Consider the following 23,868-nt stretch of genomic DNA (forward strand, 5'->3'; position numbering starts at 1 on the left):
AATGATGGGGACAGCTTAAATTAATTGAATTTAAGCGAACATTTTTTACATAAAAGACGTAGAAATGGATAGATTTGTTTTTGAACGAATCTAAGGGGACTAAAATTACATATATGGTGAACGATCAAACACACAACCTAAAAAGAGCCAGACTTGGAGGAGAAACACTTTTCCGGAGTCTTATTTTTGTATTTGTTTTTATTGGATTATCTATCAGTGCTTATTCCCAAATAGTTTATACTTGTGGGAACACAACAGTAAGCGGTGCCGATGCGCTGGATGCTGTTGCTATTATACCTGCAGATTTGGCGAATGGGGCATGGACGAATGATGCCGGTTTAACGATCAATGACAATGGAACTGCGACAGCAAGTGATGACGTAATATTTGGATATTCGTTAGCTGGGAGTCCGTATACCTTAGAATGGACAGCTGATGGGGGAACGGTATACTCCGTTGACTTAGTTGTAAACACTGATTTTCCTTCGGTAGATTCTTTTGTGACTGATAATCCTACACCCTGTGGGCCTTATCAGCCCACTATTAAGATTGAAGTGAGCGGCGGACTGAGTCCGTATGAGGTAGATTTTCAGGAAGATGGTTCCTCGGTTAGTAGTTCTCCGTTCTCTATTAGCGGTAATACTACCATTCCAATTAATCATGGAGACGCGGATCGTGTGGCAGATATTTCTGTTCAACTTATCAGTGTTACAGATGGTAATGGATGTAAGGCTGATTTATCGAGTGTTGCAGATGTAACCTTCGTATATACAGATGTTCCCAAGGAGGTTGTTGTTAGTGGTAATAATTTATGTCTACCTAGTTCCTTGGGTATTAGTATTTCAGATGCAAATGCGGAAGCTGGCGTAACGTATTATTTAGCAGAAGGAGGAACAAAGGTTGCAGGTAGTGAAATAAGTACTTCTCCCTATAACTGGAGTCCCAGTACGGTAGGATCTTATACCGTATACGCCGAAAACCCTTGTGATCCAGCTGCACCTATATTAATGAATGGAGGGCCTTTTGTATTATCAGATTCACCTGTTACCACTTATGCGATTGGTTTTGTTGAGTCTGGCCCTTATTGTGTAGGAAATAGTTTTACTGTTGATATGGCAAATTCTGAAGCAGGCGTTACTTATTCATTGGTGAACCCTTCTGGCGTAACGATTGATTCAGAAACCAGTATTAGTGGAGGAGCTCTGCAATTTTCATCAGGGGGAGTGATGCTAAGTGAAGCAGGTACCTACACTATAGAGGCTGATAACGGATTATGTGCTGCTGTGAATATGGATGCTACTATCGAAGTAGAGGATGTTCCAAATGTTGTCACAGTGAGTGGATCGGATAATTGTACACCAAATGCTTTGAGTATTAGTATATCCGCTGGCGATGCCCAATCAGGGGTAACCTATTATTTGTATGAAGCCTCAAGTGGACGCGTAGCAGGAAGTGATATTAGCAGTTCTCCCTATATGTGGAACCCGGCGACACCAGGAACATATTCTGTGTATGCCGAGAGTTCTTGCGGAAGTGACCTACTTATGAATGGAGGTCCATATGTGTTATCGCAGGCGCCCAATGCCTATAGTATCAGTTTTGTAGAAAGCGGACCTTATTGCCCGGGATCTAGTTATACCATTGAATTAGCTAATTCTGATGTGGGCGTCACCTATTCCTTATTGGATCCTACTAATACGCAGGTGGGCGTTTCGCAAACCTCCGTGGTGGCTGGTTCTATTAATTTTGGTCCACAGACACTAACGGTTCCTGGTGAATATAAAATTGTTGCTTCGAATGGTAGCTGTGCCAGTGTAGCAATGAGCAATACGGTATCGCTCGGTACCACTCCGCTCGTATATAGTATTAATACAAGTACGGTATGTGAAGGGACCGATTTAACAGTGAAGCTGCTAAATAGTACAGTCGGAATGGACTATATATTAAAGTATGATGACGGTATAAATCCGGTGAGCGACGTTAGAACTATTTCAAGTTCTCCGGGAGGAGCATTGTCTTTTACACCTGTAGTTACTGCCATAGGTACTTATTATGTAGTGGCTCAGGATGCGTCAGGTTGTACATCTACTATGAGTGGCACTGCAACCATTAGTCCGCAACCGAAAGATGTACCTTTAAACATAACAGGCACAGTGTGTCCTTCGGGTGAGATTTCTATAGGAACGGTTGCTAATCCCGCAGAGGCTTCTGTGGAGTATGTTCTATTAAGAGATGGGGTTCCTGTGTTAACAAAACAAGGAAACGACGCTGATGCTAATGGGGTGTTAAGTTTTGGAGATCAAGTGACTGAAGGTATTTATACCGTGAGGGCAGTCAGTGGCTCATGTACGCGTGTAATGACAGGTTCTCTAAAGGTTTATGAGGAACCTGATGTATTGATTTTATCCGCTAATAAAACAAAGTATTGTAAATCGGAGTCCTTAAGTGATGTGAATTTTACATTAAGCAGTGTGGAATCTTCTGCAGGATACCAATTGCAAAAATTTAATGGTGTCGATTGGGATGATGAAGGTGCTGTGAGGTATGGTGCTGACGGAAGTGACATTGTTTGGAGTAATAAAAAAGAAGGCATTTATAGGGTAATGGCAAGTGTTGGTTCCGGTGCTTGTGAGGTTGAAATGTCTAATAGGATTACGGTTGAAGAAGTGGTAGAGCCGAGTGCAGCCATATCTGCTATCATGCCTAATAGACGATGCGCAAATGAGTCTAGCAATTTTACTTTAAGTGTCCTTTTGACGGGTAATGCGCCTTTTAATTTTGATATTGTTGATGATAAGGGTAATACGATTGTAAATGCTGTTAACTATAGTTTGGGTACTTATACTATTACGGTAAATCCCAGTGACGCGCAGACTATTTATCATGTTGAGAATTTAACTGATGCAGCGAGTTGTTCTCCTGTAGATCCAGTAGGAACAGCTACTATTTATGTGGATCCGGTTCCGGTGATTAAATTTGATCCTGCTTCACCTGAAGTTTGTTTGGGTTCTTCTATCAGTATTTCAGCAGATGGTGCGGGAGCAGGAGGTAGTTATGTGTGGAGTGATGGCTTAGGAGCTAGTCAAACTATCGCTGTTCAACCAAGTGCTACCGATACTTATACGGTAACCGCTACTACTGACCAAGGTTGTGTGGCCAGTGATGATATAACTGTTATTGTAAACCCACTTCCAGTGTTGACCTTTGATACACCTGGTAGTGTTTATGAATTTTGTGAAGATGATGGTTTGGTTTCTTTGACTGGTAACCAAAGTGGTGCAACATTTAGTGGACCAGGTGTGGCCATTGGGGGTAGTATCTTTAATCCGGATCCTTCCTCTACGGATGTATTAATTCCTGTAAAGGCTAGTATTGGTACTAACACCATTAAATATCAGTATACTGATACGAAGGGTTGTTATAATAGTATTGAAAAAGATATTGTTGTTAATGCTTTACCGGTTGTTAATTTAAATGGACTGGCCGATTCTTATTGTGCGGATGCAGGAACTGTCTCTTTTAATGCTTCTCCAGACGGAAGTGCTATAGGTTCCACAGGAACTTTTTCCATTACAGGATATGACGGGAGTTTGCATAAAGGTAATTGGTGGGATCAAAATGCGACTGCTGGCGGTGGGGCTTGGATTAATGTAGGCGCAGCGCTTACAGCTCTTGGACCAGTAGATTTAAATGTTTGTTACACTTATGTGAATGCGAATAATTGTGATGAGACAGTTTGTCAGACAGTTACTTTGATACCTGACTATAGCACCCATTTAAATTTTACAGGCTTACCTAATAATGTTTGTCAAACAGCTCCCTCGGTAACGCTTACTCCTTATTTGTCAGGCGTTTTAATTACGGAGCCAGGTGATGGTACAATCACTTTTTCAGGTCCCGGAATAACTGATAATGCAGATGGAACTGCGACTTTTGATCCTGCTGAGGCAGGGGCTGGTAGTCATACTATTACATTGGATTATACTGATTTAAATGGTTGTCAGGGAGCTACTTCTCAAACTATTCAAATTGGGACACCTCTGAATTTATTGAATTTTCCTACTGAATACTGTTCTTCTGATGGAAACGCCTATACTTTAATTGGGCAAGTAAATGGTGTTACTCCAGATCCTGCTACCTCACCCACATGGTTTGACGTTATTGATCCTGCTGCTAATACGGTAGCACTCAATCAACCAAACAGTACTTACGATTTTATTCCAGCAACCTTATTTGCTAATCATGGAGCAGGTACTTATCAGGTAGTTTATAAATATACGGATGCCTCCGGTTGTGCCAATACCTTAACTTCTGAAATTGAGATTATTGAAGAGTTGGATGCAACATTTACGATTGGTGGATTACCATTTGCTACTGCACAAGCTAACTACTGTGTCAATGATGCTGCTGTGGTATTGAAAGGTCATGATGATTTAGTGAATAATGCGGTAGGTGATGTTTCTTCTGTATTTACAGGTAACGGGGCTAGTGGTACTGGTTTGGTTAGTGGATCATTTAACCCTGGCGATGCTTCTGTGCTTTATCAGCCTAATGCCAATACCATTACGCATACAGTTATTCACACAGTTAATGGAAAAAGTTGCCCCAGTCCTATAAAAATATTCGATGTTTATGTAACTCCGGTAAATGCTTCCATCGACGGCCTGCTGGATGAATATTGTTCAAATGTCGGTATTCAAACCATATCAGCGAATGAATTGGATGTTACAAAAGTGAAGGCCACTTTCTCTGCTACTAAAAACGGAAACCCAACAAGCTTTTTGACTGATAATGGTGACAATACAGCGGATATAGATCCATCTGTTGGTTCTGGTATTTATGAAATTAGCATGTCATTCACTCAATTGGGCGATGGTTGCGATACTTTTATTACCAGAACTGTGGAAGTATTGGCTGCTGATCCGGTTACTTTTAGTGGAATTACTGATGGACAAAAGATTTGTTTGTCATCTTCTGCGATTACATTAAGGGGGGATATGCCAAGTGGTGGAATGGGTAACTTTAGTATTGCACCTTATATTGTGGATGGAATTGACAACGCAGGTACTGATGATTTAGGAAATATTGTGGTTGATGATGATGGTGTTGCCATTTTGAATCCTGCTGTTTTGTCCATAGGACCTTACACCATTCGCTATGAATATACGAATGGAGCGGGATGTTCTACTTATGCAGAAAAAAGTATCGAAATTGTAAGTGCTCCAACTAATTTATTTGATATTACAGTTTCAGATAAAAATGGTAATGCTTATGGGGCCTATTGTATAGATGATGTAGCACCTGATCGTGGTGTGAAAATTGGTCTCTCTGGTTCTAACACTGGGGTGACTTATGAACTGTTATTTGGTGGATTGCCTTTTTCTACCCCTATAACCTTTGAGGGAACGGGTTCCGCATTTTACTTTCAGGAAGGTACGCCTGCTGCAGATATGCGATTTACGGACGAAGGCGTTTATACGGTGCGTGCACTTCAAAATGGTTGTGATGCCATAATGAATGGAAGCATTCTTGTTGAACAGTATGAATTAGTTTTGGAGGAAGATTCTAAAACAGACGTGAGCTGTATTGGGCTAGATAATGGTGTCGTTACCTTAAGAACAACGGGAGGAAGTGGAGTTTATGAGTATTCTATCTATTCTATTGATGGAGTTGTGGAGTCTCCTATAAGCTGGCAATCATCTACTACGTTTAATGGTTTAAAACCAGCTACTTATAAATTCTCCGTTCGTGATATGTCATCGGCTGCCTGTGAAGCTATTGATGAATTGGAGGTGGTCATTGATGAACCTTCTAAGATTACGATTACCGAGGATGGAACTTTGAATACCAATGTGGGATGTGTGCCTTGTATTGAGGATCTTACTTGTGAGGGTAGTGCTACTATTTCTGTTTTGGGAGGAACGCCTGATTATAGTATTTACCCGGGGGTAGGATATGAAATTTCTTGGTCCACAGGAGGTACCGATTATACGGAAACAGGAATGCCATCTGGTTTACATAGTGTAACGGTTACCGATGGAAATGGATGTGTACAATCAATTAATATAAATATTGGAGAAAATGCTCCGCTCACTTTGGCTGAGGATGTGGATCCTGCTTTACATATTGATAATGTGTGCCATGGAGATAACAATGGGTCATATGTAGTTACCGCAACGGGCGGATCAGGAACATATCAGTTTGCATTAACGGATCCAAGTGTTTCGCCTACTACCTGGCTGGAAAGTAATTATGGGGCTTTGGGCGATCAATATCAAGTGAAAAATTTGCTTGCCGGAACCTATAATATTTGGGTACGCGATAGAGATAGTAAATACAATAGGTGTAATGTTCAAGTAACTACTCCTATTACTATTACTGAACCAGCCGCCTTGAGTCTTGTGGAAGAATCACAAATAGGTATAACTTGTAATGGAGCTATAGATGGAAGTTTTATTGTACGCGCTTCAGGAGGGGAATCAGGAACTTATGAGTTTACGCAATCAGATCCTGCTTTAGGCGGTGCTGTTTGGGTGGATGCAAACAATAGTACTGATGCTTACGAAGTTACTGGCATTGGAGCTGGCAACTATACTGTATGGATGCGCGATAAAGGGAATATTTCTTGTTCCTATGTTTCTACTAGTGTCACACTTAGTGATGTCTCTGCACTAAGTTATGTGCTAGATGAACATACGCAAGTGAAGTGTAAATCGGATAATACAGGGAGGATTGAAGTTACAGCTCAAGGAGGAAGTGGTAATTATGTTTACCAATGGGAGCATCCCGCTGGTACAGTCATATCAACAGAAAAATTTGCTGAAGGACTTGAAGCTGGAGATTATTTTTTAACGATTTCGGATGCGGTTCCAACAAGTTGTGGACCTATAACGCAGACATTCACTATTACTGAACCAAGTGCTTCTCTAGATGTGAATCTGATCAATATTACTGATAATGAATGTGGAGCAGTCTCTAATGGTAGTATTCAAGTGGACGTTGTGGGTGGTAGCTCTCCTTATAATATCACTTGGAGTAATGGGGCGACTAACACTGAAAGTTTATCAGGACTTAAACCAGGTGATTATACCCTTAGCGTAGAGGATGCCGAAGGCTGTCTTTATGATAATGCCGCCACTCCTTATACCGTTGGAGAGTTGAGTGATATAAGCTTAGTGCCAACCACAAGCGTTATTATTCATAATAATTGCTATAATGATAATTCAGGTTCCATTACCTTTCAAGTTGTAGGAGGATCCGGGATGTATGAGTTCCGTTTGCAGGGTGACGAGGTTAGAGACTGGGTAACACCTGTGCCAGTTAACTCTGATACATATAGCTTTGATGATTTGTTTGCCGGTACTTATGAGGTTTTGGTCAGGGATGCCGGTAATTCATCTTGTGAATATTCTTTAGGTAGCTTTACTGTTACTCAACCCAATGAGCTTTTACTTGTGAATAATGCAGCAACCGGTATTCATGATGTGACTTGTTATGGAGGGAATGACGGTTGGATAACAGTTACAGCTTCAGGTGGTTCTGGAGATTATGATTATAGTTTGGATAATGGTGCTACCTGGACTAGTATAGCCCAGATCAATAGTTATACTTTCTCCAATTTATCCAAAGGAACCTACCTGATTAAAGTCAGGGATTTTAATAATCCTACTTGTATTTCGTCTACCACATTGATCTTGGATGTACAGGAACCAGATGAAATAAAAGCAAGTGTTATTGCAGTAAGTGATGTTACCTGTTATGATGGTAACGATGGAAGCATTACGCTTTCAGCGCAAGGAGGAAGTGGTAATTATGATTACTATTGTGTTCAGACCAACACATGGCAAGATGATGCTATTTTTATTTTACCTAAAGGGACTTATACTTTTCAAGTACAGGATGAAAATGTAACAGGGTGTATTTCTTCTCCGACTGCAGATGCTATTATAAATGCACCAATGGATTTTAGTACATCTGTACCAGTGATCGATAACATTAGTTGTTATGGAAAGAGTGATGGAACGATTACTTTAGATACTAAGTATACAGATGGCTCTTCCGGTTTATTTGAGTATTCTATAGATAATGGCGTTACTTTTAAAGCATCTCCATTAACTGGAATAGCTGCAGGTACTTACACCTTAATGATACGAGAAGCTAATAATATTTCTTGTGTAAAAACTTATCCCACAAGTATTACCGTAACAGAGCCGGATGAATTAACGCAAGTGGCGACTATTGTAAAGGATGTGCAATGTTATGGAGATAGCAATGGTGAAATTAAAATTGATGTTTCTGGAGGTATCGATACTAAACCTTACACTTATCAATGGTCAGGTATCAGTGATGCCAATGGTGGAAAAACGGAACATGTTACGAATCTAGCTCCCGGTTCTTATAGCGTTTCCATTACAGATTTTAATGGCTGCTCTATCCTACCAATTCCATCTTATCCTATAGGTGAACCTGACGAAATTGAGGCAGATACAAGCATTACTCATATTGCTATTGGAGGTCAGAGTACGGGTGAAATTGTTATTAATAATATTATTGGTGGACCTACTTCGAATTATGATGTTGAATGGGATGATGGTTCTACCAACATGGCGAGAACCGGATTACCAGCAGGTGATTATTATTTTATAGTTAACGTTCGGGATGCTTCGAATGTGATACTTTGCACAAGGAGGTACGATATTACATTGATTGATCTTTCAGCTCCTCTTGATTTTAGCTTGACACCTACTGATGCCGCTTGTTATGGCGAAGATGGTAGTGTTGAGGTAAAAATTAATTCAGGGAACCCTCCTTATGATATCACCTGGAGTAAAGGAGGAGCCGTACTAGGATCTCTTAATTCTAGTAATTTAAGTAATGTGATTCCATTGCCTTATGGTGTTTATGAAGTGAATGTGGTGGATGATGCTGGTGGCAATGTTACTAAAACTGTAACAGTTGGTCAACCTGATGATTTTGCCATAGTTGGCTATGTAGTAACAGACAAGGAGTGCTATGGGGATCTTGCAAAAATAACAGTGGATATTACAGGTGATGCCTGGGATAATGCTGCTGCACCTAAAGGCGATGCGTTTATGGTAACTTGGATTGATCCCGATGGTTTAACGATTGCTCAGGATACTTATACCGCTGAAGCCACTCAGTCCAACCTCAGCAAAGCCGGAAATTATACAGTGAATGTATATCATGTAACTAGTGGTACTTGCATTAAATCTGATGTGGTTCCGGTAAGTGACCCGCAACCACTCGGTATAACAGAGTCTGTAAATCATGTTACTTGCTATGGAGGTAGTGATGGCCAAATTAGTATCACACCTACCGGACGACCAAGTGGTCATGGTTTTAGTTATGTTTGGGAAGTAGATAATGGTAGTGGTTGGACTACGATATCTGGAGAAACAGCAGCTAGTTTAACAAATAAAGAAGCTGCCTTATATCGTGTGACTATCCAGTCAACGAGCAGTTCTTGTAACTATACCTCGTCCGCCATTGAAATTGCTGAGCCTGAGAAGATTGAGGCTATTGTTGCTAAGGATGATATTATAACTTGTTATGGAGATGATGCTGGTACTATTAAGATTACAAATATAGAAGGTGGCACAGGTCCTTATAAGTATATCTTAAATGGCGATGTGAATGCGCTAGGTAGTGGAGTTACTAATTTTAATATCGAAGATTTAGTTTCTCAAAGTTATAGTCTTACTATCGAAGATGTCAAAGGATGTTTAAGTGATGTTTATTCTATAAATATCGAGGAACCTGAAGAGTTAAAATTTACAGTTAATACAGCGTCGATCGATTGTGAATCACCTAATACTGGGGAAATTACTCTGGAAGTACAAGGGGGTAGAAAAGATGCATCCGGAAATCAAAAGTATTTGATCACCGCAAGTCCTGACGGAGATGCTGATATTGTATTGTCAATTATTACTAATTCTACAGGTGCTCCTGTCGTTGTCAGTGATCCTTTACTTCAGAATTTGCCTGCGGATACCTACGAAATAAAGGTAAAAGATGTGTTGTCAGATGCTGTTAGTAAGTGTGAAGTATTGCAAGAGGTCGTATTGGAGCATGTTAATGCTACTGCGGATGTTGTTAATGCTACATGTTTTGGTGTCAATAATGGAAGTATAAAGAATGTTGTTATCACTGGAACTTCAAATTATAGTTATAATTGGAAATCTATAGATGGAGGTACTGGTTTGGATCATGCAAATCTAGATCAATCCGGTTTATCAGATGGTACTTATACATTAACCGTGATCGATCATGATAGAGGTGATTGTGCAGTTGCTTTCGATTTTGTAGTTGCTTATAAGCATACGATTGATATTACGGGAGATGTTTCGGATGTAATTTGTAATGGTGAAGAATCAGGAGCCATTGATATTACTGTTAATGGGCTAGGTACTGGAGAAGATTACAATTGGAGTGGACCAGCTGGTTTTACCTTTGGAGATGCCACTACAGCTGATCAGTCTATGCTTCCTCAAGGTACTTATACTGTTAGTCTGAAGACGATTTTAGATGGACAACAGTGTGTTGCTTCTCAGGATTTTACGGTGAATGAACCAACAGCTATTAGCTATAATGCCTACTTTGAATATACCGATTGTGAGCCTTTTGAGCGTACTCTTAAAATTGAAAATGTAAAAGGTGGCACTGGAACGTATGAATATTCATGGAATGGTCCTGCCTTTAGTCCTGCTGTACCAGTTGATCCGACAAATGTGATCATTAATCAGGGAGGTACTTATACTATTACTGTCAAAGATAAAAATTTGTGTGAGGTTGCTAAGGATGTAATTGTTCCTGATGAAATTAGTATTGATTACAGTGTTACGCATCTGAAATGTTATAATAGTGACGATGGAGCCATTGATATATCTGATATTTACGGAGGTTCAGGAGCCTTTACTTTCCTTTGGACGTATCCGGATGGTAGTACCACTACCGACCGTAATATCGATGAACTAGTCGCTGGTAAGTATACTTTAGTCATTACAGATAAGAATGAAAATGTTGGAGGAAGCTATTGTTCCAGAGAGTTTAGTTTTACCATTACGCAGCCAACCGAGCTTGCTATTTCACCTGCCGTGGTTAATGTTTCTTGTTTCGGATTGAGTGATGGACAAATTGAAATAGGTGTCATGGGCGGAACTGCTCCTTATACTTATAATTGGAATCCTGTTGTGGGAAGTAATGTAGCCACCAATAAGAATCTATATAATTTACCTGCTGATGATTACACGGTTACTGTTACAGACGATAATAAATGTGTCGCAAGTTTAACGATACCAGTGGTGCAAGATGATAAACTCGTTTTGAGTGCAGACCTTACCGATACGCAATGTGATGGTTTGGATGGTGAAATAGATTTGATAGTTGAAGGTGGTTCTGGTGATGTTGGTAAGTATATGTATAACTGGAGTTCTTTGGATGGAGCAGGACTGGTAAGTAATGTTCAGGATCAAACAGGCTTAAGTGGTGGTGTTTATTCTGTTGTAGTAACAGATACTCTTGATGGGCGAAACTGTATGGAAGAATTGTCTGTTGCACTTACGCATCCTATTGAAATTATTAATGAGCGTATTACTCCAGTGGATTGTTCAGGTAATAATAATGGAGCTATTAACTTTGATGTAGTAGGGGGAGACGGTAATTATAGTTATGAATGGACTGCTTTAGCTGGTTATGGTGGTGATCCAACAAGGTTAAAAGTCAACGATAAAACACAAACCGGACTTAGTGAAGGTAGATATCAAGTAGTAATTACTGACGGTAGAACAGACCCTTCCGGAACAGATTGTACTCTTACTTATACTTTTGATGTGGGTGCTTCTACCGGATTGAAGGTGGAAGTGCAAGAATATGAATCTAATATGTGTTATGGTGTTGCTTCTGGAAAACTGGTTGCTTCTGTGACAGGTGGTTCTGGTACTTATACCTACAAATGGGATGGCGTTGTTGGAACTGCTGAATATGCTAATTTATTGCCAGGGGTTTATCAGTTAGAAGTTGAGGATGATGTTTTGCACTGTAAATGGATACAGTCCTATGAGATTAACGGCCCGGATATGCCATTAGCCTTTGATAATATTGAAATAACAGATGTTCTTTGTTATGGAGAGTCCACTGGTGCTATCAAAGTAAGTGCCTCGGGAGGAACGGTTGCTGGGGATTATACCTATATTTGGAATGGTCCGTCTTTAGCAAGCGGTGCGAATCCTACTAATCTAGTTGCAGGTTTGTATGATCTTAAAATAATAGATGACGAAGGTTGTGAATTAGATTTGACAGGTATTGAAATTAAACAACCTGCTACACATGTTAAACTATCTAACCCTATTATTGAGAATGTAACTACGGTGGGAGGTGATGATGGTAAAATTACAGTGGATGTAGAAGGAGGTGTTGCGCCTTATAGTTATAAATGGTATAATAGTTTAGGTGTTGAAGTGGGTGACGATAATAGAGTACAAACTGATTTAAAGGCTGATACTTATCGTGTAGAGGTTACCGACAAAAATGGATGTACTTTTGTGTTGATAAACCTAACAGTGATAGAACCTGGTGCTGCTTTAGGATTCAATAAGACTAAATATGATGTGGCACCATGTAATGGCACTGATAATGGTGAAATTTATATTACTTCTATTTATGGAGGTTATCCAATTGGTGGATCTTATTATCGTATTCAGATTAGTGGACCAGGGGTGAATGTGGATGAAAATAATACCTCATGGCATATTGATAACCTGGTTCCAGGTGATTATACTATTGTCATTACGGATGAAGTGGGGGTACAAGTTTCTGAGACCATTACCATACAAGAACCAACACCGCTAAGTATTGTTACCACCCATGTTTCTGATGTGGACTGCTATGAAGGAAGTACTGGAGAAATTAAAGTAACTGTCTCAGGTGGTAAACCTGATGCTTCTGGTAATTATAAGGTACTGTTAGAAAGTCTAGAGAAGGGGTTAGTGGCCACCAAGTTAGATGCCAAAGATGGAGTAGAATTTAGCTTTGATAATATTCCGGCTGGTAATTATACGATTACGGCTTACGATGGTGCGCACCTTGCTGATGATCGAATTACTGAAGGATGTTCCGTTTCAGACTTTAAATTAATCACGCAGCCCGAGGCTCAAGTATCCTTAAGTTCGGTGAGCGGAGATGATTATATCTGCTTGGGAGAAAGTTATAAATTGGCTGTAAATACCGATTTAGCGACATGGGATTTTGTCAGTCAAGGTAAATTCAGAATTACTCTTTATGATGGTTTTGAGAGTAAGGAATATGATATAGATGAAACTCCATATGAAATTGAGGTTACACCATCTTCAACTCGAACGTATCAAATTACAAGAGTTCATAAAACAGATGGTAGCCTTTGTTCTCAAGGAGAAACAGATGGTAGTAAAGTCACTGTAAATGTCAATGAGTTACCTACTGCTAGTATTTCTGGCCCTTCAGAGGTGTGTGAAGATGGTACTGCACAGTTATCCGTTGTCTTGACGGGTGTGAAACCTTTTGTGTTAACTTGGCGAGATGCGCTTAATGGCACTTCTAAAACGGAAACGATAGATGCTTATACCTATAACTTTACAGATCAGCCAGTCGGTGATGCAAAATACATGGTTTTGAATATCACCGATGCAAATGGTTGTAGTAATACAGGATCAGGAGAGGTAGCAGTGAGTGTGAATGATAAGCCTCAAGTGGCTCTTAGTGGAAGTACCGATATTTGTCAGGGGGAGAAGGCGATTCTAGAAATTGGATTGGTAAAAGGTATTAAGCCGTTTACGATTACATATACAGCCAATGGAGTAGAAGGTACCTTGGTTGTGTCTCCTACCGGGACAGTCTATAATTGGGAGGTCGCACCCGATGGTGTCTCAACAGTTTATGAAATTATTAATGTAGTGGATAGCAAGGGGTGTGTAATGGATATTTCATCTCCCCTTCAAGCGCAAGTCATTGTTAACCCCTTGCCTGCAGAAGTGGCTGGTATCTCAAGTACAACAGATTTAGGTCAGGTATGTCAGGGTGCTACCCATATTGATTATTCGATTGCTGCAGTTGATAATGCCACTAGTTATATTTGGTCGGCAGATGCGGGTATGAGCATTATTTCAGGAAATGGAACGACTAATGTATTGGTAGATTTTGAGCGTACTTTCTCAGGTGGATATATTCGTGTATATGCCGAAAATGCCTGTGGATCTAGTCCTGTAGAAGAGAGGTGGGTCAATGCTTCTTTATTACCTGAGGAAATTACTGTTGCGCCTACAGGTGAAAGTGATATTTGTGAAGGTGAAACTGGTTTGATTTATACCATAAACCCTATATCGACTCATGCCGCATCTTATGAATGGGATGTGCCTACTGGTCTAATCATTGTTGGGGATGCTACAGGAAGTTCGATTGTGGTTGATCATGATCCTAATGTGCCTTATGCTACTGGTGATATTCGCGTACGACCTATCAATGCATGTAGCAATGATGAGCCTTGGTCTCCAGGCTTAACGGTGAACATTACGCCTCTTCCTGTGCCTTATGCCGGTGAGGATGAAAGAATATGTGGTACGGAGTATACGCTAGATGCTGATCCGATATCTACCGATGAAGAGGGAGTATGGACGATCATTGAAGGTTCCGCTCAGTTTGAAAATCCCAGTACTGATAAAATAAACCCTAATGGTAAAGTGAATAACTTGTCGCAAGGGGAAAATATATTTGTATGGACTGTTACTAATACTATAACGTCTTGTGGTACATCAGATACAGTGATCATCTATAACGATCAAGTTACGGTGAATGCCTTAGCTAACCAGTATACTGTTTGTGATGGTACTGTGGAGCTCTCTGGTACACCGCTTAGTTCAGTGGATGCTCCGAGTGGAACGGCCTTATGGTCAACTCCTGATGGCGCTATGATATTATCAGCAAGTGATGCCACAACTACTGCGACTAATCTTGCATCGGGAGAAAATACTTTTGTGTGGACGATTTATAAAGGTGCTTGTTTTAGCTCCGCAGAAGTGAAAGTAATTAATAATAAACCTACGGATGCTATTATTTATAATGCATCGGATGTAATTATTTCGAAACAAGATCTTCCTTGTGGTGATGATTTCACTACCTTAAAAGCTAGTGTACCTACAGCCGGGGAAACGGGTTATTGGAGAATTGAGTCAGGAAGTGTGAGTATTGATGATGTGAATAGTCCTACTATTCATATTTCAAATATTTTAACGGGTGATCATGTGCTTAGTTGGAATATATTAAACGGATCATGTACTACCAAGGAGACAGTTACCATTAGAAATAACAGTTTTGATGTGGATGCTGGTAAAGATGAGACTACTTGCGATGGAAGTATCTGGCTAGCTGGTACAGATACTATTGGTGGTGCTATTGGACAATGGACTATTATTGAAGGAACAGGTAGCTTCGCGGATGCTGAAAGTCCTACCACCCTGGTTACTGGTCTTTCTCAAGCGAATAATGGACGTAACGTATTCCGTTGGACGTTGAGAAGGAATGGTTGTGAATCCTATGATGAGGTCGTTATTACCAATGATATGCCTTCTGTAGCAGAGATTCAAGGTAGTGTTACCGATGTTGATATTTGTGATTATGAACTTAATTTGAATGCTGTTGATCCGGTATATGGAAACGGAATATGGACGGTGGTGAATGGTAATGGTGTGTTTGATGATAGAACAGTTCATAATACAGGCGTTAAAGATATTGGCATAGGAAGTAATACTTACCGTTGGACGGTTTACAATAATACTTGTTCTTCGTCTGTAGAATTTACGGTTCATAATTTCCATGTGGATGCCTACGCAGGTGCTGATACCGCAGTTTGTGAATCAGAGGCCAAATTAAATGCTACTCTACCTTCGGAGGGTACTGGTTCTTGGTCGGTAGCTTCAGGATTAGGAAGTGGTAGTTTTTATGATGACGATGAATTGAAACATAATGGTACAGTTCAGTCTTTGGCTTCAGGAGATAACCTGTTGGTGTGGACTGTTCAAAATGGTGGTTGTGTTACCACGGATACGGTGGTTGTGACCAATAATAAACCTACTCCTGTGAGTGCTATTCCATGGACCTCAACGGATGAGAGCTATGCTCCATTGTATGCTGATAATCCTGTCGTTGGTTCTGGTGTTTGGACTTTGCTGGAGGGTAGGGGTGATATTGACGATCCTTATTCTCCATCAACCACAGTGCGTAACCTATTTCCTAATATTAACATATTTAGATGGACAGTGAGCAAACTCAATTGTTCCGATTATGTGGATGTGGAAGTTCAGAGTGGTGCTTTGGCACAGGCTGAAGCCGGATGGGATCAAACGGATCTTTGCGAAGATTATACCTATATGGATGCTAATTTGCCTGAAAACACTTTTGGAGAGTGGACAGTGGTGAGTGGTTTTGTGAAGTTTGAGAATGATCATTATAACGACCCAGAAGTGAAGATTTATGATATCAGTCCTGGCCGAAATGTACTGAAATGGACCCTTAGATTTGCTGGTGATGGAACAGAGTTTACCGAAGACACTGTTGTCATTATTAACAATAAACCAACGGATGCGGATGCTGGATATGATATTTCAGTATGTGGTGATTTTACTACCTTTGACGCAGTGCCTCCTGTGGAAGGTAGTGCGAAATGGACTGTTTTATCTGGTGGCGGATTTTTTACAGATGCGACAGACCCTAAAACCACCATTACTGGATTAGCCCCCGGTAGAAATGTGATTAAATACCAAGTGACCAAAGAAGGTTGTCATTCCTATGATACGGTCATGGTATATAATTATGAGCCTTCTGAAGCTGTTGCTGGTGAAGATCAGGTAGTCTGTGCCGATTCAGCTTACCTAAGACCTACAGCCCCTAAATATGGTACAGGTTCTTGGCGTGTCATTGAAGGTGCAGGAAAAGGAAAAGATGAGGATGGCAATTATATCAGCGAAATTAATGGTAATTATGTGCATGGACTTGCGCCTGGTAAAAATGTGTTGGTGTGGGAAGTACAAGTAGAAGGAGCGGATGCAGATTGTATTAATAGGGATACGATTGAGATTATTAATAATGAACCGACCGTTGCTTTTGCAGGACATAGTAGGCCTGTATGTACCGATACGGTTAGCCTTTCTGCTAATACACCAATTTATGGTGTTGGTACATGGACGCTGATTTCCGGCTCGGGTGAAATTGTTGATTCTTCTTTAACGAATACTTTGGTGAAGAATCTTGGAAAAGGAGAAAATAGGTTCAGATGGTCTATTGATAACAATGGTTGTCCGTCAACCTCAGATGTGGTGATATCCAATGACCTGATTGATGCAGATGCTGGTTATGATCAGGTGAACTGTGCAGATACCGCAGTCCTCGAAGGAAACAATCCATTGCCCGGTGAAGGTACCTGGGGTATCCTGGGTGGCTCTGGATCTGCTAACTTCGACGATAACCTTAATCAATATACAACAGTACGAAATCTAGATAAAGGAGAGAATATTTTAACATGGACGATACAAAACAATTCTTGTACCTCTGTTAGTCAGGTTCGTGTGGTGAATAATGAACCATCGTTACCTGTGGCTGGAGATAATAAATCTACCTGTGAAAATACATTCGTGTTGGGTGCCTCTACTCCTGAAGTGGGTGAAGGTTTCTGGACTATCCGTTCAGGTGGAGGTAAGTTTGAGGATGAATATAGTCCTTCGACACGCGTGGATAGTCTCAAGTTCGGTGATAATATATTTAGGTGGACTGTTGAGAATGAAGGATGTGTTCTGTACGATGATGTACAAATTAGTTATAATAAAATACAGGCTGTTGCGGGTGGTGATCAGGAAAACTGTTCTGATGAAACCTTTTTGGAGGCTAATAGTGCAGAGCCCGGAATAGGAACATGGACCGTTGTGGGAGGTGGTAGTCAGGCTCGATTCATTGATTCTCATGATGCGGTTACCGAAGTGGTAAATTTGGCCAAAGGTAAGAATAGATTAAGGTGGTCTATCAACTATAAAGGTTGTATTACTGAGGATGAAGTGGAGATTATTAACCATTCGCCCAGTACATCCTATGCAGGTAATACCCAGGAGCTTTGTGTGGAAGAAACGGTGTTAGATGCTACTGAAGTTGAAATAGGTAGTGGAAAATGGGAGATAGTGACAGGTTCTGCTATTATAGCTGCTGACCAGTTGGATAAACCGAAAGCTGTAATTACTAATTTATCTAAGGGCGAAAATGTGTTTAGATGGGTGGTAACCAGTGACAATGGTTTATGTAGCTCAGAGGATGATGTGCTGATTATTAATAATACACCTTCGGAACCTTATGCGGGAAAAAGTGAAGAGTATTGTAGTAATGATATTGTGCTTAAAGCTACTGCTCCCGACTTTGGTGTTGGTAGGTGGTCTTTTGTTGAAGGTGGTGGTAATTTTGATGATCCTGCTTTACCTCAGGCCACAGTGTATAACCTGAATGAAGGAGTCAATATTTTAAGATGGACGATTAGTCAGGGTAATTGTAGAGATAGTTCTGATATAGTGATTACCAATAATACACCTACAGTTGCTGATGCCGGTCCGGATATTAGTGATTGTAAAGACTATGCCTTTTTGGATGCCAATGAACCTACCCAAGGGGCTGGTTATTGGACCAGAACATCTGGTAATGCAATTTATGCCGATGACACGGATCCAAAAACCAAAGTAGAAGGCCTAACACACGGTGATAACATATTGATGTGGAATATTAAAAAGGGAAGTTGTATATCTTCTGATGAAATTGTCGTGCGAAATAATATTCCAGATAAGGCTGAAGCAGGTACTAATAAAGAGACTTGTGAAGATTATTTAACCTTGAACGCCAATAACCCTACAACAGGAACAGGAACATGGATTGTGTTAAGTGGTCATGGTGATTTTGATGATCCAACCAGTCCTACAAGTATCGTGCGTAATCTTGAATTGGGAGAAAATAAATTTAAGTGGGAGGTGGCTTATGGAAGTTGTACAACCGAAGATGTGGTGGAAATAATATCCAATAAGGCCGATCCATATGCTGGAGAGGATGACATAAGTTATGAGCCTAATTATGAACTTAAAGCCTCTAATCCTGGTGATCTGGGAGCTGTATGGACGGTGGTAGCCGGTGAGGGTGATTTTGAAGATCTTACGTTCTACAATACCCGCGTGCTTGGTTTAAAAGAGGGAGTTAATACTTTCCGCTGGACGATGGATGTAAATGGTTGTATCACCTACGATGATGTGAGTATTGAGTATAAATTAGTGCCTGATGCTGCTTTTAAGGTGGATACTTTCCAAGGATGTTACCCCTTGACAGTTCAGTTTACGAATCAGTCAACTGGTGGATCTACCTATAGCTGGGATTTTGGAGATGGCAAAACATCTGTGGAAAGAAATCCTAAACACACGTTTAATTATCCTGGAGAATATACGGTTACTTTAACGGCTCCTGGACCTGATAATGTGGATGGTACTTACCAAAAAGATATACTGGTATATGACCATCCTGTTGCTGAATTTTCGGTTGGACCTGAAGTTGTTTATATTCCTGGTGGCGCAGTCAGATGCTATGATCAATCAGTGGATGCAGTGAGTTATCTGTGGGACTTTGGTGATGGTAGCAGTGAAACTGTAACGCAGGTGAATCCATCTTATGAATATGAAAAAACCGGATTCTATAGTGTTTCTCTGAAAGTAATCAGTGAGTTTGGTTGTGAAGATGAGATTGTAAAAATGGATGCTGTAGAGGTTAGACAGGAGGGATTTTTGGTATTCCCTAATTCCTTTATGCCTCGTCCTGATGGAGGTGCGGCATCATCAGTGAGTGGGGATAAAACAGCTATATTTAAACCTATATATCAAGATGTGGAAAGTTATAAAGTGCAGATATTTAACCGCTGGGGGCAGTTGATTTACGAAAGTGAAGATATTGAAGAAGGATGGAATGGTTTCTTTAATGGAACCTTATCTCCTCAAGCGGTATATGTGTATAAGGCAACCGGTACATTTAAAAGCGGAACAGTATTTAACGAGACAGGAAGTGTATTGTTGGTGAGATAATAAATAAACGAAGTGGCTCCTTTAGGAGCCACTATGAAATAACCAAATTTCTAATGATTCAACGTAACAACATAATTCATTTGATTATTTTGATATTGTCCATTGTGGGGATGGATGGTGTCAAGGCACAGGATGCATCATTTTCTCAAAATTATGCGTCGCCGCTTTATTTGAGTCCTTCTTTTACCGGCTTAACTGAGGGAAGTAGGATGTCGTTGCATTATCGTGATCAATGGCCTAATATACCTGGAACCTATAGAACCATGGCATTTTCTTATGACCATTATTTGGCTGATTATAATAGTGGAATTGGCTTACAGTTTTATAGAGATGATTCCGGTGGAGGACTGCTGGTGAAGCAAAATGTAGGTTTGTTGTATGCCTATGAAATATATGTTAACGAAGATATTATGATACGGCCCGGGTTGCAGTTTAAATTGGCTCAGTCTTTTATTGATCCTAATAAAGGATATACCGCCAAGGCTTATAATCCTGCAGGTGAGCTTATTGATTTAACTGCATTACCGGTAGATCGTGATAAAGTGAATAACTTTGATGCAGCAGCGTCTGTGATGCTTTATAGTAATTTTTATTGGGGAGGTGTAACAATTGATCATCTGGTGAAAAGTGATGAAGCTTTTACGGATGTTACTACAGATACGAATATTAAGTTTACCGTTTTTGGAGGCTTTAAATGGGTGTATAAGGAAGGAAGGAGGCGCATGCCTGATCAAAGCGTGAGTTTTGCTTTTAATTACCGGAAACAGGCCGATTTTAGTCAGTTGGATTTGGGGGCGTATTGGATGTATAATCCCATTGAATTGGGATTGTGGTATAGAGGTATGCCCACAGAAAATGCCGAGGGACTCGGGAATCAGGATGCAATTATTGCTATTTTGGGTGTTCATCTTGGTCACATGCGGCTGGGGTACTCATTTGACTTAACTACTTCTGACTTAACTAGTTCTGGTGGAGCTCATGAGTTTTCTATTATGTATACCATACCATCTTCTAATAAACCTAAGATTAATAGAAGTGCCATTCCTTGTTCTCAGCCGGGTTACTATGGAGGCGGACCTTCTCGTAGTAAATTCCGATCTCGTTCACGTAGGATGTTCTGATTTTAGTGAAAATAATGGGTGTTTTATCAAATGATGACCGGCATTTCACAAAAAATGTGAAATTAATTTTTAAATATTTGTTATTAATATATATTTGTTGTCCGGTTAAAAATAACTCTAGAGAGAAAGCACTTACTATAATTTAAACCGTGAAGAAGTACGTGATGTTAAATTGTAGTTGTAACACTAAAATTAAAAAAATGAAAAAAAACTTACAGGTTGTTAATTTTGCATTATTATTGGGGTTGGCATCGTTTATGTTTGTGGGATGCCAAACAAAAACAAGTTCGGAAGATAAGACCAGTAAAGATGCTTCCGATGGATTAAATGAGAATGGAACATTCCCTGTAGCATATATCGATACAGATTCTCTTTTACGTCAGTATGGTTTGGCCATCGACTTGCAAGAGGAATTGTTGAAAAAAGAGGAAAAATCACGTACTGATTTTAATGAGCAGGCTAAGAAACTACAAACTCAGGTGGCAGAGTTTCAACGTAAAGTTCAAAATAATGGTTTTTTGTCGCGCCAGAGAGCTGAGCAGGAACAAAGAAATTTAGCTGCCCGTGATCAGGAACTGCAAAATTTAAATGCCAAACTATCGCAAGAACTTATGTTGGAACAAGAGGGTTTAAATCGTCAGTTACGTGATACCTTGACCAATTATTTGACAGAACTTAATGCGGATGGCAGGTATAAATTGATTTTAAGCAATACGCTTGGCGATAATGTATTGCTTAGTGCTCCTGGAATTAATATTACACAGGAAGTGGCCGATGCACTTAATAAAAGATATGAAATTAGCAAGAGTAAGAATACGAGTGCTAAGTAATAAAAATACAATCTATATTAGTAAGGCAGATTCCTACAGAATCTGCCTTTTTTGAATCTCTACAGCAATGGTGCCATCGTTTCAGAAGTATTTACAAAAACATCCTCCTTTTACGTCGTTTAATATAAAGACTATGGTTAAGGCCGGAATGGTTATCGTTATTCCGTGCTATTTAGAAGATAAGATCTGTAATACCTTAGACTCCCTGTGTGCTTGCCATCCTGTTGACCATAGGGTTGCTGTTGTGGTGGTAGTGAATGCAAGTGTTGCTGCCAGTGATGCCGTTGTAGCACAGCAGGAACATACTATACATCTGTTGGGTGAGTATAAGGTAACGAATGAGATGATAGACCTATACGTGATAAGGGCTTTTGACCTTCCGGCAAAACACTTTGGTGCCGGTTTGGCTAGGAAAATTGGTATGGATTTGGCCGTTCATCATTTTTCAGACACCGATAATCGTGAGGGTATTGTTGTTTCATTGGATGCAGATTCTACCGTTGAGAGAAATTACCTATCTGCCATATGGACGTTTTTTGAGCAAACGCAAAATAAGGCCTGTTCTATTAATTATGAGCATCCTATCTGTGGTGATGAGTTTGATGTTGAGGTCTATGATGCTATTGTGCAGTATGAGTTACATCTGCGTTACTTTGTGCAGGGCTTACGTTATATAGGTTTTCCTTATGCTTTTCATACCATTGGTTCTTGTTTTGCTTTTAAGGCTGCTTTGTATGTGAGTGTTGGAGGAATGAACCGCAGACAGGGGGGCGAGGAATTTTACTTCATTCAAAAACTCCTGCAACAAGGCGGATATGGAGACCTTAAAAATACAAAGGTCTATCCATCTCCACGTATTTCGTCACGGGTGCCTTTCGGGACTGGACCTTCCGTAAAAAAAATAGTGGAGAGTGACGATAATGCCTATATGAGCTATAATCTTCAGGGCTTTGTGGATCTGAAATCCTTACTCGATAATTTCGATAAGTACTATCGGGTAGATAAAGAAGAATATCAACAGTTGATTATGGAATTGCCTGGTAGGGTACGTAGTTTTTTGCTGAACGCTGGTTTTTACGATGAGCTTAAACCGATTGCAGATAATTGCTCTTCCTTAGAGGTTTTCAGGAAGCGTTTCTTTCATGTTTTTAACGCATTTAAGCTAGTCAAGTATTTAAACTATATACATGAACATTTCTTAAGTAGAGTGCCTGTATTTGACGCCGCCATTGAACTGTTGGAATTGGAGGGCCTTGACGTAAGTGATATTTTTGATGATAAGGAGTTGTTAGAGAAATATCGTAGTATACAAGACTAGGCATGGAAGTATGATCAGTGTTTGAATTTTCTTAAGCTAACATATAGATCCAACATGGCTGCGATAAATACGCCAATGATCCAATAGTTTCTTTGCATAAGCATTAGCGCTCCTGCTCCAACAAAGAATAGGGCACTGACTACCATAATACCATGAAGTCTTTTGTTTTCAGGTTTTCCCTTTAAAAAGTTAAATAGCCGTATGGCTAATAGGGCGATAGCGCCTGATCCCATAAAAAAACATGCATATGGTAGGTCGTTTAATTGAAAAAAAATGCCGGCTAAAATGAGCCCCATTCCAATGTAATAAATGATGCTAAGTGTTTTGTGAATATCCATGTTTAATTTTTTAAGGTGACAATATTAGTAAATTAAGGTTGAAAGCCCAATTAATTTGACATTGTCAGGGTATTTTATATTTGGGATGTTTTGGGGTGGATTGGAGGGTTGATTATTAGTTTTTCT

Annotated in this window: 5 protein-coding genes; 4 read left to right on the forward strand and 1 reads right to left on the reverse strand. The window is 40.0% G+C overall.

Going from position 1 to position 23,868, the window contains the following annotated elements:
• Window positions 1-113 precede the first annotated feature (113 nt).
• From CYTFE_RS0122175 to CYTFE_RS0122190, 4 genes are all read left to right on the forward strand, one after another.
• Window positions 114-20,135: a PKD domain-containing protein gene (locus CYTFE_RS0122175; RefSeq protein ID WP_027473617.1), complete on the forward strand. Its 20,022-nt coding sequence runs from the start codon at window positions 114-116 to the stop codon at window positions 20,133-20,135.
• 53 nt (window positions 20,136-20,188) lie between these two features.
• Complete coding sequence (locus CYTFE_RS0122180) at window positions 20,189-21,256, forward strand: PorP/SprF family type IX secretion system membrane protein (RefSeq protein ID WP_027473618.1); 1,068 nt, start codon at window positions 20,189-20,191, stop codon at window positions 21,254-21,256.
• 200 nt (window positions 21,257-21,456) lie between these two features.
• Window positions 21,457-22,086 (forward strand): OmpH family outer membrane protein, encoded by a 630-nt coding sequence (locus CYTFE_RS0122185; protein WP_027473619.1) that lies wholly within the window; start codon window positions 21,457-21,459, stop codon window positions 22,084-22,086.
• Between the two features lie 133 nt (window positions 22,087-22,219).
• Window positions 22,220-23,404 (forward strand): glycosyltransferase family protein, encoded by a 1,185-nt coding sequence (locus tag CYTFE_RS0122190; protein ID WP_161636262.1) that lies wholly within the window; start codon window positions 22,220-22,222, stop codon window positions 23,402-23,404.
• A gap of 14 nt (window positions 23,405-23,418) precedes the next feature.
• Here the strand turns inward: CYTFE_RS0122190 and CYTFE_RS0122195 are convergent, their stop codons facing one another.
• Window positions 23,419-23,742 (reverse strand): hypothetical protein, encoded by a 324-nt coding sequence (locus CYTFE_RS0122195; RefSeq protein WP_027473621.1) that lies wholly within the window; start codon window positions 23,740-23,742, stop codon window positions 23,419-23,421.
• Window positions 23,743-23,868 lie beyond the last annotated feature (126 nt).

It is taken from the genome of Saccharicrinis fermentans DSM 9555 = JCM 21142, from assembly GCF_000517085.1.
In the GTDB taxonomy this organism is placed as follows: Bacteria; Bacteroidota; Bacteroidia; order Bacteroidales; family Marinilabiliaceae; genus Saccharicrinis; species Saccharicrinis fermentans.

What these genes read in the sequence shown, in the direction of transcription:
- CYTFE_RS0122175 (WP_027473617.1), top strand. Translation starts at nt 114, where the DNA reads ATGGTGAACGATCAAACACACAACCTAAAAAGAGCCAGACTTGGAGGA.
- CYTFE_RS0122180 (WP_027473618.1), top strand. Translation starts at nt 20,189, where the DNA reads ATGATTCAACGTAACAACATAATTCATTTGATTATTTTGATATTGTCC.
- CYTFE_RS0122185 (WP_027473619.1), top strand. Translation starts at nt 21,457, where the DNA reads ATGAAAAAAAACTTACAGGTTGTTAATTTTGCATTATTATTGGGGTTG.
- CYTFE_RS0122190 (WP_161636262.1), top strand. Translation starts at nt 22,220, where the DNA reads ATGGTTAAGGCCGGAATGGTTATCGTTATTCCGTGCTATTTAGAAGAT.
- CYTFE_RS0122195 (WP_027473621.1), bottom strand. Translation starts at nt 23,742, where the DNA reads ATGGATATTCACAAAACACTTAGCATCATTTATTACATTGGAATGGGG.